The 11901-nt window shown below is 66.3% G+C and carries 22 protein-coding genes; all 22 read left to right on the forward strand.

Annotated elements, in window-relative coordinates; translation table 11 throughout:
* Nucleotides 1-95: 95 nt before the first annotated feature.
* The 22 genes from FJV46_RS10545 to FJV46_RS10645 all read left to right on the forward strand — a co-directional run bounded on the left by FJV46_RS10545 (nucleotide 96) and on the right by FJV46_RS10645 (nucleotide 11891).
* Nucleotides 96-875, forward strand: a complete 780-nt coding sequence (locus FJV46_RS10545; RefSeq protein WP_126130610.1) for a hypothetical protein — start codon at nucleotides 96-98, stop codon at nucleotides 873-875.
* Nucleotides 872-1135: a hypothetical protein gene (locus FJV46_RS10550; RefSeq protein ID WP_087027451.1), complete on the forward strand. Its 264-nt coding sequence runs from the start codon at nucleotides 872-874 to the stop codon at nucleotides 1133-1135. The genes FJV46_RS10545 and FJV46_RS10550 overlap by 4 nt, the downstream gene beginning before the upstream one ends.
* The gene (locus tag FJV46_RS10555) at nucleotides 1132-1314 is read left to right on the forward strand and encodes a hypothetical protein (protein ID WP_087027449.1); all 183 of its coding nucleotides are present in this window, start codon (nucleotides 1132-1134) and stop codon (nucleotides 1312-1314) included. The genes FJV46_RS10550 and FJV46_RS10555 overlap by 4 nt, the downstream gene beginning before the upstream one ends.
* Complete coding sequence (locus FJV46_RS10560) at nucleotides 1311-1520, forward strand: hypothetical protein (protein ID WP_087027448.1); 210 nt, start codon at nucleotides 1311-1313, stop codon at nucleotides 1518-1520. Before FJV46_RS10555 ends, FJV46_RS10560 begins: the two co-directional genes overlap by 4 nt.
* Nucleotides 1517-2911, forward strand: coding sequence for a ParB/RepB/Spo0J family partition protein (locus FJV46_RS10565; protein ID WP_087027446.1), 1395 nt, complete (start codon nucleotides 1517-1519; stop codon nucleotides 2909-2911). Before FJV46_RS10560 ends, FJV46_RS10565 begins: the two co-directional genes overlap by 4 nt.
* The gene (locus tag FJV46_RS10570) at nucleotides 2898-3173 is read left to right on the forward strand and encodes a hypothetical protein (RefSeq protein WP_087027444.1); all 276 of its coding nucleotides are present in this window, start codon (nucleotides 2898-2900) and stop codon (nucleotides 3171-3173) included. The genes FJV46_RS10565 and FJV46_RS10570 overlap by 14 nt, the downstream gene beginning before the upstream one ends.
* Nucleotides 3174-3264: 91 nt before the next feature.
* The gene (locus FJV46_RS10575; RefSeq protein ID WP_126130611.1) at nucleotides 3265-3534 is read left to right on the forward strand and encodes a hypothetical protein; all 270 of its coding nucleotides are present in this window, start codon (nucleotides 3265-3267) and stop codon (nucleotides 3532-3534) included.
* Entirely contained in the window at nucleotides 3534-3995 is a 462-nt protein-coding gene (locus FJV46_RS10580; RefSeq protein WP_126130612.1) for a hypothetical protein, read from the forward strand. The genes FJV46_RS10575 and FJV46_RS10580 overlap by 1 nt, the downstream gene beginning before the upstream one ends.
* Nucleotides 3992-4153, forward strand: a complete 162-nt coding sequence (locus FJV46_RS15240; RefSeq protein ID WP_158250127.1) for a hypothetical protein — start codon at nucleotides 3992-3994, stop codon at nucleotides 4151-4153. Before FJV46_RS10580 ends, FJV46_RS15240 begins: the two co-directional genes overlap by 4 nt.
* Nucleotides 4150-4353, forward strand: a complete 204-nt coding sequence (locus FJV46_RS10585) for a hypothetical protein (protein WP_087027437.1) — start codon at nucleotides 4150-4152, stop codon at nucleotides 4351-4353. Before FJV46_RS15240 ends, FJV46_RS10585 begins: the two co-directional genes overlap by 4 nt.
* 90 nt (nucleotides 4354-4443) lie before the next feature.
* The gene (locus FJV46_RS10590; protein WP_087027435.1) at nucleotides 4444-4875 is read left to right on the forward strand and encodes a nucleoside triphosphate pyrophosphohydrolase family protein; all 432 of its coding nucleotides are present in this window, start codon (nucleotides 4444-4446) and stop codon (nucleotides 4873-4875) included.
* Nucleotides 4876-4883: 8 nt separating this feature from the next.
* Nucleotides 4884-5597, forward strand: coding sequence for a hypothetical protein (locus FJV46_RS10595; protein ID WP_087027433.1), 714 nt, complete (start codon nucleotides 4884-4886; stop codon nucleotides 5595-5597).
* A complete protein-coding gene (locus FJV46_RS10600; protein ID WP_126130613.1) occupies nucleotides 5594-5968 on the forward strand; it encodes a hypothetical protein in 375 nt (124 codons plus the stop codon). Before FJV46_RS10595 ends, FJV46_RS10600 begins: the two co-directional genes overlap by 4 nt.
* Nucleotides 5969-5971: 3 nt before the next feature.
* A complete protein-coding gene (locus FJV46_RS10605; RefSeq protein WP_126130614.1) occupies nucleotides 5972-7027 on the forward strand; it encodes a hypothetical protein in 1056 nt (351 codons plus the stop codon).
* Complete coding sequence (locus FJV46_RS10610; protein ID WP_087027430.1) at nucleotides 7024-7407, forward strand: VRR-NUC domain-containing protein; 384 nt, start codon at nucleotides 7024-7026, stop codon at nucleotides 7405-7407. The genes FJV46_RS10605 and FJV46_RS10610 overlap by 4 nt, the downstream gene beginning before the upstream one ends.
* Nucleotides 7404-8120, forward strand: coding sequence for a hypothetical protein (locus tag FJV46_RS10615; RefSeq protein ID WP_087027428.1), 717 nt, complete (start codon nucleotides 7404-7406; stop codon nucleotides 8118-8120). The genes FJV46_RS10610 and FJV46_RS10615 overlap by 4 nt, the downstream gene beginning before the upstream one ends.
* Nucleotides 8108-8629: a hypothetical protein gene (locus FJV46_RS10620; protein ID WP_087027427.1), complete on the forward strand. Its 522-nt coding sequence runs from the start codon at nucleotides 8108-8110 to the stop codon at nucleotides 8627-8629. Before FJV46_RS10615 ends, FJV46_RS10620 begins: the two co-directional genes overlap by 13 nt.
* A gap of 123 nt (nucleotides 8630-8752) precedes the next feature.
* Nucleotides 8753-8977, forward strand: a complete 225-nt coding sequence (locus tag FJV46_RS10625) for a MerR family transcriptional regulator (protein WP_126130615.1) — start codon at nucleotides 8753-8755, stop codon at nucleotides 8975-8977.
* Entirely contained in the window at nucleotides 8974-9312 is a 339-nt protein-coding gene (locus FJV46_RS10630) for a hypothetical protein (RefSeq protein WP_126130616.1), read from the forward strand. Before FJV46_RS10625 ends, FJV46_RS10630 begins: the two co-directional genes overlap by 4 nt.
* Nucleotides 9313-9767: 455 nt before the next feature.
* A complete protein-coding gene (locus FJV46_RS10635; RefSeq protein WP_197715691.1) occupies nucleotides 9768-10274 on the forward strand; it encodes a hypothetical protein in 507 nt (168 codons plus the stop codon).
* Nucleotides 10261-11304, forward strand: a complete 1044-nt coding sequence (locus FJV46_RS10640) for a terminase (RefSeq protein ID WP_087027422.1) — start codon at nucleotides 10261-10263, stop codon at nucleotides 11302-11304. Before FJV46_RS10635 ends, FJV46_RS10640 begins: the two co-directional genes overlap by 14 nt.
* Entirely contained in the window at nucleotides 11301-11891 is a 591-nt protein-coding gene (locus FJV46_RS10645) for a terminase large subunit domain-containing protein (RefSeq protein WP_087027421.1), read from the forward strand. The genes FJV46_RS10640 and FJV46_RS10645 overlap by 4 nt, the downstream gene beginning before the upstream one ends.
* The last annotated feature ends 10 nt before the right edge of the window (nucleotides 11892-11901 follow it).

The following is an 11901-nucleotide window of genomic DNA, read 5'->3' on the forward strand; positions in this document are numbered from 1 at the left end:
GCGGGAGCCACGCGGCTGGGAAGCGTGAAGAATTCCGCGCTTCCCAGCCCGCCCCACACCACTCGGTCTCCACCTCTCACCCGAAGGATTCGTCAATGTCCGCTACACCCATGCCTGAATCGGCCCGGCCACCGATGTCGATCCCCTTTAATCTCTACTTCCACGGCCTCGACAAGCCGCACTGGTCGGCGGAGACGGACGGGTTCCGACCGGACCCGGAAGCGCAGCGCCTCGCGGAGAAGTCCCGCGTCCTGGTCGCCGGCGCCCGCCGGCGGAAGGTCGCCGCCCTGCACGACAGCATCAAGCGCCTCGACAAAGCGGTCTTCGCGCTGCAGGACTTGGACGAGACCGGCTTCACCGACGTCGCCGCCGGACACATCGAGCGTCGCCTCGCGAACACCGTGTCCCAGTGCTGCTCCCTCCTCGCGGACATCAACGCCGCTGTCGACGCCTACCGCACCGACGAGGTCGCCGCGGCTACTCCCCCAGCCGTGGTGGAGGACCGCAAGCTGCAGGACCCCGCCACCTCCCTCTCTGCGCTCGACGACGTCGAGGTGCAGGACGCCGGCCACGAGTACCACTGCGAAGAGCACGGCTTCCACGCACACGACGACCCGGACGCCGCAGACCACCACGAGGACCTCGCAGCCGACGCCGCAGACCTCGCCGAGCGGGAAGCCGAAGACCTCGACGCGGCCGCGGACGCCCGCGCCACTGACCAGGTCATCACCGCGCTCGCCGCCCGCACCGCGGCGACGATGACGACCTTCGACCAGGCAGCCGAAGCGCTCGCCAACAGCTTCCCGACGCCGGCGGACATAGCGAAGGGCACCGTCACCCCAATCCGGAAGCACGAAGTCTGGCCACCACGGTGAGCGGCGCCCGCCGCCGCGCGGTCGCATACGTCCACCCGACCGGCTGCCGCCCCTATCGCGACCCCGCACACCTCCACTACCGGGACAACGCCGAGCTGAAGGCCCAGCTCACCCAGTACGCCCGCAGCAAGTGGACCACCGCGACCCGCATCGACATCGACCTCGGCACCCGCCAGATCCTCATCAACGGCACCGTCGCCGCCGGCTTCGCCATTACCGAACCCCGACCCACCGCAGACCAGGAAGGACTCCCGCTATGAGCACCACCTCACCAGCAGTCCGCCACCGCCGCCGACTCCTCACCTGGACTGTCCTCGCCCTCCTTGGCATCCTCGTCCTCGCCCTCACCGGCACACCCACCCCCACCCTCGACGGCCGCCACCTCATCGCCACCATCGCGCTCGCCGGCCTCGTGCTCGAAGCGGAGCGGAAGCCGTGAGCGACCCCGTCGCCGCGGTCGAGGCGGGCTTCGCTGCCGGGACGGCTGAGCGCCTCCGCGTCCTCGAGGTGCGAGCCCAGACGCAGGCTCAGCGCGCGGCGGACGAGCTGGCGCGAGGGAACCACGACTACGGCGTGATGCTCCTCGTCTGCGCCCTCATCACCACAGAACAGATCGACAACACCCCATCGGAAGGAACGTCATGAGTGACCTGCAGGACATTGCCCTCGCGAAGCTGGAGCCACACCCGCACAACGTGCGCCGGGAGCTCCACGACCTGGACGACCTTGCCGCCTCGATCAAGGCCAAGGGCATCGTCCAGGCTCTGACGGTCGTCCCCCATCCGACGGCGAAGACGAAGTACATGGTGCTCGGCGGCCACCGCCGGTTGGCGGCCGCGAAGCTCGCGAAGGTGAGGACCGCGCCGTGCATGATCCGTGAGGACCTGAGCACAGCTGAGGCGCAGACCGAGTTCATGGTCGTGGAGAACACGCAGCGCAACGACCTCACCCCGATGGAGGAGGCTCGCGCATACCAGCAGCTGCTCGAGTTGCCCGGGTACAACGCGAAGCTGATCGCGGAGAATACCGGCCGCAAGCCACGCCTGGTGCAGGACCGCATCAAGCTCTCTAAGGTCTCCGACCCGATCGCGGAGAAGCTCGACAACGGACAGATCACCCTCGAGCAGGCCCTGATCTTCGCGGAGTTCACGGACGACGAGGCGGCAACGAAGAAGCTGCTGAACGCAGCCGGGACCTACGACTGGGAGTACCAGGTCCGTCGTCTCCGCGAGGCGCGCAAGCACGAAGCAACAGCGCAGCGCACGCGGAAGATGCTGACCGGGCTGGGGGTGGCGCCTCTTCCCCGGCCGGATGGCTGGCCATGGAGAGGCGAGTACGCGCCGGCGCCGCTGGAGGATGAGCAGCTCAGTCCGGAGCAGCACGTGAAGGCTGGCCACCAGGCGGTCGTCGCCCAGAACGGGACTGCCGAGTGGGCGGTCCTGCGCGCCGACTTGCCCGACGCCACCGCACCTCGCGAGCTGACTGCTGAGGAGGTCGCGGAAGCTGAGGAGCACGAACGCATCAAGGCCGGCCTCGAAGTGGTCAATCACGTCCGCCGCCAGTTCCTCGAGGACCTCTTCGCCGCACCATCGACGAGCTTGGCGAAGCAGATCCTCATCCCGAAGACCGCCGAGTACTTCATCCAGCGCAAGGGAGCCCGCAGCCTCATCGGCCTCACCGAGGACTCGAAGCCTGTTGAGGTCGGTACGGCGCTCCAGAAGTACTCGCTCGAGCAGCTCATCATCGCTCAGGCGTTGGTGCCCCTCCTCGACAGCGAGGAGCTTCTCCTGCCGGACCACTGGGGTCCGGGCGAGTACGGCTACGACTACACGGCCCAAGCACGGCGGACGCTCCACGAGGTCCTCGGCTACCAGTGGAGCGACATCGAGAAGGAAGCGATGGAGCGACTGCGGCTGAAGAAGGAGAAGCACGACGCACGGATGGCTGAGTTGCGGCGGGCTCGCGAGGAAGCTGACTCCGCCGGGGCCGCTGCCGCCGAGCAGGGCGATGACGAGTACTCGGATGACAACGACTGACGCCGGCGCCGTCCCAGCCCGGCTCCTGACTCTCCCGTTGAGTGCGACGGCGGGCCTCCCCCATCCTCGCGCGACGGTCCGGAAGATCCGCGGCCGCTGGTGGGTGACCCTCTGGGCGGACCGCGACGAGGTCGCCGACGCCCGGGACAAGCACATCGCCTGGCTGCACCAGCCCGACGCCATGGACTGGGCCGCGCAGCGCGTCCACCACGAACGGTTGGCCGCCGGCCAGACCGTCACCAACCACCGAAGGCCACGATGACCAACCTCCGACCCACCAGACCACCACTCGTCCCGATCGAGCGCTGCACCTCGTGCGGCGGACCCATCAACCAGCAGACAGGAGAATGCAGATGCTCTTCCTAGCCCACATCATCATCACCGCTCACCTCGGAGTCGGGCGAACAACCGCACCGAAGGTCCGCGCCCGCCAGGCCGCGTTCCTCGAGGACCTCGAATTCCTCCTCGACAACGGCGTCCACGAGGACGACATCGCTCTCCGGCTGGGCTACAAGGACCGCCAGCACCTCCGCACCCGCCTGATGCGACTGCGCCGCCGCGACATCCTCGACCGCCTGACCCGCGCTCGCCGCGACGACGCGCCGCTCGGGAGGGCCGCCTGATGGCAGGCGTTGCCCGCGCTATGAAGCGCCACGGCCTGACCGCGAAGCCAGCCCTGCGCCTGGTCAACACCATCCGCTCCGGCGACGTCGACTACTACATGTTCGACCTCTCCAGCACAGGCCGGCACTACACGATCGCCAAGCACGACTTCTGGCGCGGCGGCGGAACAGCGCCCGCCGTTCCACCACCACCATCACCACCTGCACCTGAACCGGTGCCAGCGCCAGCCACGGAGGCCCCACCGGCCTCGACCGAGTACGTCCGCGTTCGCGACATGCAGCCCGGCGACGTCGTCGTGGCCCTCAACGCACCGAAGGGCCGGCACCGCGAGATCGTCCGCGTCGTCCCCGGATCTCCCACCTGTGCCATGCACTACGTATGGGAGGGGCAGGCCGCGCTCCGCACCTCCCAGCATGTGCCCGGCGCGAAGTTCATCCTCGTGAAGCGACTCAACCGATGAGCGCCGCGGACGTCGTCCTAATCATCGTCGGCATCATCGCCTACGCCCTGATCGCGCTCGCCGCCGTCGCCTTCATCCAGGCCTGCGAGCAGCGCGGGAAGGACCCGGACGTGACATGGCAGCCGGTGCGCGCTCACGAGCGGGACACGGGCCCGTGAGCGCTGGTGCCAAGCGCCGCCGCGCTCACGCGTCCTACGGCCGCACATCGGGCACCCAGTGCCTCGGGAAGGACCGGTACGCGACGCAGGCCGCGGCTGACGCCTCGATGGCCAAGCACTCTGGGTTCATGCGCTCGTACCGGTGCCCGGTCTGCAAGTACCTGCACCTGACCAGCAAGCCGAAGCGGGAGAAGACGTGACCGGCTCAGACCCGAACATCTGCCCGCACTGCGGGTGGAAGCACCCGGTGGCCTCCCTGGTCACCGACCACATCAAGAAGGAGCACCATCATGCGAATCAGTGAACTGCAAACCCTCTGCTACAAGCAGTCAGCCGACAAAGGCTTCCACGACGACGAACCAACTGAGGGACGGGCGCTCCTGTCCCTCAACGCTGAGCGCATCGCCCTCATGCACTCCGAGCTTTCCGAAGCGCTCGAGGAGCTGCGCACCGGTCGGGCCGCGAACGAGACCTGGTACGCGCCACTGGTCATTCCAACCTCGCTCGCAATCGAAGCTGGCTACGCGGAGGCCGAGCGACTCATCAAGCAGGAGAACGAGGGCAAGCTGCAGAAGCCCGAGGGAGTCCCCTCCGAAATGGCCGACGTCGTGATCCGAGTACTCGACTTTTGCGGAGCCAACGACATCGACCTCGAGTCCATGATCACCGAGAAGCTCGCCTACAACGCCAGCCGCGGCTTCAAGCACGGCAAGAAGTTCTGAGCCGACCCATGAAGATCACGATCGAGTCGGGGCAGCTGCTCGCGGCGCTCGCCGCGACGGTTGCGCATACGACGTCGGGCAAGGAGGACGAGTACATGCGGACGGTGGATGTCCAGATCATCGATGACCACCTGATGTTGACGGCGTCGAATGGCGGGACGACGGGAGTGGCCCGGGCGGCGCTGATGGACACGACGGGTGAGCTGTCTCGCTTCGCCCTGGACCGTGACGACATTGCCACGATTCGGGGGCTGTTCGCGGGGACGATCAAGGACCTCGAGGTGACGGTCAACGTTATGACGACCACCCCGATGTCCCCGGACGATAAGCCCGAGGTCATCAACCAGGTGCAGATCCGCGAGCTCGGCGCCCTCTTCGGCGGCCGCGAGATCCGCCTGTCCACTCCGGACCAGTCCCGGCGCGACGTCGAAGGTGTCTGGCACGCGATCGCCGCCGGTCTCCGCAAGCGCGCCCCGGCCCTCCCAAGGACGTCGCTCGAGCCGAAGGACTTCGCGCTCTTCCGGGCCGCTGCCTCGGCCTACAAGGAACCCTTGAGCGTCGAGCCGGCAGACGGCTTCGGCAGCCTCATCGTCCAGTGCGGGCGCGACTTCATCGGGTTCTGCAACGCGGACGCCCGAGACAACCCCGCACTCACCAGCGCTCGCGACAGCTGGCGCAACACCCTCCCCCTCAAGATGCGAATGGCGGACACAGGATCATGACCACCACACCAGCAGACCCAGCCCCAGCCCCAACCAACAACCCATTCCAGTACGTCGACGAACCAGGCAGAGCCCTCGGCATGTATGCCGCGTTCGTCGACAGCCTCCCCGAAGTCCAAGCCGAACGCGGTACCGGGCCCGGACAGATCACCTTCCGCACACCCAACGGCGCGCTCGCCGCCACCGGCATCAGCACCTCCGAGCGTCTCTTCGCGGCCGCCGCTGACGCCCTCGCCCTCGCGCACGCCGTGGCCGCCCATGAGGACGCGGAGCGTGACAGCGAGCGCCAGGCCACCCTCAGTCCTGCGCTCGCCGATCAGAAGGGCCGGGCGCTCGTGCAGGCCATCCACGACCGAAAGCTGAACCGCTAATCCATGCCATGGCTCCGCTCCGGCGATACCGCCGCTAACCACCCCATCGCGCTCGCCGCTCTCGAGCACGACAACTTCGACGATCGCCTTCTCAATGAGGTTTTCGGGTTCGTCATGCGCTGCGCGCTTCAGTCGACCGCTCACCTGACCGACTACGTCGTGTCCCGAGGCACCGCCATCCAGATGGCCGGCGCCTCGAGGGTGGGCCTGCTGACGGACGTGGCCACGTTCGCCGGCTACTGGGTGGAGCAGCGCGTAGAGACCGACGGGGCGGAGCGCACGGTCTACAAACTTGTGGAGGACCCCGAGTTCATCCACATGAGGACGAAGGAGGAAATCGAGTGGGAGCGGCAGCGCAAGACGGACAACTCTAATCCCGCCCTGATCATCCCGGTCCGCTTCCGCGACGGTGACGCCTGCCGCTACTGCGGCAAGGTCGTGAACTTCCTTGCGCGCAAGGGACGCCTCGCGGGCACGTACGACCACAGAGAGCCTGGGAAGACGGCGACGGTAGACACCTACGTCGTCGCCTGCGGCGCCTGCAATGCCGGCCGGTCCGATGACCCCGCTGCAGACACCGCCTACCCGCTCCTGCCAGCACCACCGAAGCCGTACTACTCCCCGAAGACCATCGACTGGTTTAGGGGTCACGAGTGGGCGCAGAGCAACGGATACAGGCCCCCACGGCCTCCGGCTCGAACCATTGCACCAGGACAGCCGTCCGGCAACGGAACACCCGGCCAGACAGCACCAGCAGCACCACAGACGCAGGGCAACGGCGACACCGGCCCTCAGAACGGCGCAGAACCGCGCAAACGAGCCGAAGAGAAGCCCCCTCCACAGCTACCTGCCAGAAATCTGCGGATTCCAGCAGATCCAGCAGGTCAGCAGTGTGCAACTTCTAGAAATTCCGGGACGGGTAGGGACGGGACGGGACGGGTAGGTGAGGTGAGGTCTGGTCTTGCAGACCAACCACCCTCTCAACCTGACCCTGCCTCCAAACCGTCGAAGCGCAGACGAAACAGATCCAGGCCCCGCAGGAGAGGCAATAGCTCATGACCCGATTCCCCGTCCTCACCGCCGCCGAGCACAGGCTCAAGATGTGCAACGCCTGGTCCGAGCAGCAGCTGCAGGACAAGGTCGTCCAGCTCGCTGAAGAACTCGGCTGGATGACCTTCCACGTCTATGACAGCCGGCGGTCTAATCCGGGCTGGCCTGACCTCGTCCTCGTCCACCCAGTCTGCCGGCGCCTCATCATCTGGGAGCTCAAGAGCAAGAACGGTCGAGCAACTCCGGCCCAACTCACCTGGCTGACAGCACTCCGGAACCTCGGCCTGAACGTTGGCATCAAAAAGCCCGAGGACTGGGCCAGCGAATCCATACAGCGCGAGCTCGCAGCACGAGCAGACAGCACCATCGAAGGGACACCATCCGCGTGAGCACCGGACCATGCACCTATCCACGCTGCACCGACGGCGAGGGCAACCCAGTACTGACCAGCCTCGGCATCTGCGACAACGACCGGATTCGCTACGGGCAGGTTATCCGCTGGCTAGCAGACGACTACGCCACCCTCCGCCTCGGCCTGCCTTCCCCCACGATTCGAGGCGTCCGCGTCAGGACAACGACGCGCGAAGAGTTCGGCCACCCAGCCGAGTGGGCTTCCGACGAAGCGCGGTCGATCGCGCTGCTCTTGAACCAAATCGAGGACGGCCTGCGCGAGTACTCCGGCCAAGAACCAGCGGACCACCCGGGCATCTTCCAGGACCGCCTCGCCCTGCAGGGTTTCGCCTACCTCGCCCTCCACTTCGAATCGCTGTGCACCTACCCCGAGGCCGGCACCGCTGCTACAGCCATCGTCGACAAGCACCGCACCATTCGGGCAGGTCTCGGCTACACCAGGCAGGCCGACAAGCTCCCCACCCCCTGCCCGAAGTGCAACACCGTCGGCCTCGTCTCCCTCGGCGGAAACCGAGCCGTTATCGAGTGCCAGGCATGTGGCCATCGAGTCAGGCCCGAGCACTACGAGTACCTCACGAAGGTGGCCGCCGAGACCGCGATCACAACAAGCAGAGCTAGCGACTGGGATCTTCTAGACCGCTACGATGACGCGAACTCAAGACGAGAAGTGGAGCATGGATGGAACACCTGATTGACGCACTGGAAGCTGCCCTCGAGCAGAAGAATTGGTACGCAGCCCTGACGATGGCGCTTTCCCTCCCGGACATCTGCGGAAAGCTCGAGGGAGAGGCGCCACAGACCTCCCGGGCCCGATACGTCCGTTGGTGCGAGAAGTACTTGCAGCCCAAATACACCGCGCCCGCAGACTGGGATGAGATTCCGCACGTGTTTCTGAGCGGCTCGGACTGCTATGCGCTGCGATGCGCCCTACTCCACGAAGGAAGCGCAGAGATCATCGAGCAGAGCGCGCGCGACGCGCTCGACTCGTTTGAGTTCACGGTGACTGACGGAGTGGACTGGAACATTCACATGAATCAGACTGACCTCCGCCTACAGCTCAGCATTGATGTCTTCTGCGACGATCTAGCTGCTGGAGCAGAACGCTGGCTTGAGGACATGGAGCCTAACGCTGAGGTACAGGCTCGAATGTCGAGGATGATGCGAATCACCAACATCGGGCCGAGACGCAGTGCCGATTAGTTCGATGACTTACAGCTTGCACACCGCGTGCCTCAGTGTCACACTGTTTGCAGCGCCACATCTGTATCCAAGGCCGGGCATCAGGACACTGACCCGGCCTTTCTCATGCCCGGAGGTATCCCCATGCTGACCCCGGAAGAGCTGGCCGCTCTCGAATCCCACGTCACGACCACGCAGGCGGCCGAGCGCGTGCGACGATCACCTGCTGCCATCCGTCAGTGGGTGAAGCGCGGACACCTGACGCCCATCAACCCAAGCAGCACGGGACCGAAGTACTTCCGAGTCGTCGACGTCCTACGATGCGACCGCGATCGGCGCGCCAAAATCATGCAGCTGCTGTCCGCATGACGAAGCGGGTGTGCCGGATGCACGGCTGCCCTCGCATCCAGGACGCCAAGCTATGCGACGAGCATGCTCGATCGCACGAGAAGCGACGCGGCACGCGACAGCAGCGCGGATACGACGCAGCCCACGACAAGGAACGACGTCGCATCGAGAAGCAGGGCATCGAGAACCATCGCTGCGCTCGCTGCGGCGCATGGTTCGAGCGCGGCGAGCCGTTCCAGCTCGGTCACACCGACGACAGGCTCAACTGGTCGGGTCCGGAGCACATCCGATGCAACACATCAGCGGCCGGCGCCGCATCCCATGCGGTGTTCAAGCGCCCCGAAGGCCGCCGCTGAGGGTGGGGGGCACCCCCTAATCGAACGCGAACCGCCGGACCGCCGGGGAGGGCTCTCGATGGTTCGTCAGGTTCATATGACTTTTGAGCTCCCTGGTCAGGTTCAAAGAGTTGGCCTGTCAGGTTCAAAGCGTCCGAGGTGAGAGCCCCGGACGGGCTGCGAGTCGCCGCGCGAAGGAACACGCGGGCGTTGGCTCACCGTAGGGTTCGAGGCCCTGCCAGCCCACCGACTTCCCCAAGCCCCCTTTCGGAACGTAGAACCGGGAGGGGGTACCACCATGCGCGGAGTCGGCAACTGGCCCTTCTAGGCCACACACGGCGGGTGCGACCGCGACCCGACAAGCGGGCCGCGCCCGCCGTTCGAACGCTGTACCAGGCCGCCGGCGCGATGCCCCGGCCTTTCTGCTGCGCGATGCAGCGAGGAAATGAGGCCAGATGCCACGCGGTGGAGCTCGAGTGAACAGCGGCCCAGCCGCGGACCCGCAGGCACTCCGACGGGATCGGCCGGCGGACAAGGACTCGTGGACGGTCCTCCCATCCGAGGGGCGCAAGGGCAATGCCCCCGCCTGGCCGTTGTCGAAGTGGCGTGACCAGGAGAAAGCGAAGGACCCGGAGGAGCGCGACGACGCCGGCGCTCGCGCCCTCGATGCGCGCGAGCTGGTCGTATGGCGACAGATCTGGAAGACACCGCAGGCGGCCCAGTGGGAGAAGCTCGGCTGGAAGCACGACGTCGCCCTCTACGTCCGGATGCTCGTCGGAGCTGAGCAGGGCAACATGAAGGCCGCCAGCGAGGCCCGGCAGTGGTCGGACCGCCTCGGCCTCTCCCAGATGGCCATGCTCCGAAACCGGTGGCGTATCGCCGCCGACGAAGTCGGCGCTCGCCGGACGCAGCAGCGCCCAGCAACGCAGCGCCCGAAGTCGTCCAGGGACCGCTTCCGCGTGGTGAGCAGTGCAGGGGCCTAGCGCGTTCGTCGTCGACTTCCCCACCCTCGGCTTCCTCGCAGCGGACTACATCGAAGCGCACTGCATCGTCCCGAAGGGCTTCAAACGCGGGCTGCCGTTCACCATGGCTGACTGGCAGCTGTGGTGCACACTCAACCACTACCGGGTGAAGCCCACTGCCCTGTGGCGTCCAGAAGATCCGATGCTGGCCACGGCTTTCCAGAACCGGCGCTCGCAGGTCGTCGCTCCGCAGAAGACGGGCAAGGGCCCGTGGTCCGCGGCGATGGTGTGCAACGAAGCGACCGGGCCGTCTCTGTTCGCCGGTTGGGCTCGCGCAGGCGATGTCTACGACTGCGCGGACGATGACTGCCACTGTGGGTTCGTCTACGAGTACTCCCCCGGCGAGCCGAAGGGCATGCGCCGGCCGGACCCGGAGATCCAGCTGCTCGCTGCCTCCGAGGACCAGGTGAGGAACGTCTACGGGCCGTTGCAGGAAATGGTCAAGGGTGGGCCGCTGGCGCAGATGATGCGCGTGGGCGAAGAGTTCATCCGCATCAACGACGGGGGCCGCATCGACCCCATCACCTCCTCGGCGCTCTCCCGCCTGGGCAACCCGATCACCTACGCCAACATGGACGAGACCGGCACCTACACAGACCGGAACAAGCTCAAGGGCGTCGCGCGCACCATGCGCCGAGGCCTCGCCGGCATGGGTGGTCGTGCGGTGGAGACCACGAACTCCTGGGACCCCAGCGAGAACTCCACGGCGCAGAACACCTACGAGGCCGCCGCGGCCGACATCTTCCGCTTCTTCCGCCAGCCTCCACCGAACCTCAAGTTCAAGAACAAGGCCGACCGTCGGAAGATCCTGCGGTACGTGTACGAGGGGTCCACGTGGGTGGACCTCGACGGCATCGAGGCCGAGGCTCTGGAGCTGATGGAGAAGGACCCGCAGGAAGCCGAACGCTTCTTCGGGAACATCCTGTCGCAGGGTAAGGGCGCATGGATGCCGGAAGGCCTCTGGAAGCAGACGGAGGACGTGCCGAAATGAGGATCTGCATCGGCTTCGACGGCTCCGACAAGGACGACTTCACCGGCATCCGCGCAGAAACCATCGAAGGCTGGCAATTCACGCCAACCTACGGGCCGGACAAGCGTCCCACGATCTGGAATCCAGCCGAGTGGGGCGGGCGCATACCCCGCTCTGAGGTGCACGCGGCCATGGACGAAATCTTCGAAGAGCACGACGTCGAACGCGGCTACTTCGACCCTCCGCTGTGGAAGACAGAGATTGAGGAGTGGGCGCTCAAGTACGGCGACGAACGGGTCATCCCGTGGGAAACCTACCGGGTCGCTCCCATGCATGCCGCGCTCGAGCGGTTCATCGTGGACCTCGGCTCCGGAGCGCTCACACATGACGGCTGCCCTACGACGGAGGCACACATCGCCAACGCGCGCATGTTCGCCCGGACTAACCAGCGGTACATCATTCTCAAGCCCTCGCAGACGCAGAAGATCGACCTCGCGGTGACCTCGGTCGTCACCCACGAGGCAGCTGCCGACGCGCGGGCCGACGGATGGACAGACAGGTACGTGGCAGGCAAGGGCGTTTCGACGGCCGCATACGGATTCAGCTAAGGAAGAGGTG

This window comes from Arthrobacter agilis (assembly GCF_006494655.1).
GTDB lineage: Bacteria > Actinomycetota > Actinomycetes > Actinomycetales > Micrococcaceae > Arthrobacter_D > Arthrobacter_D agilis.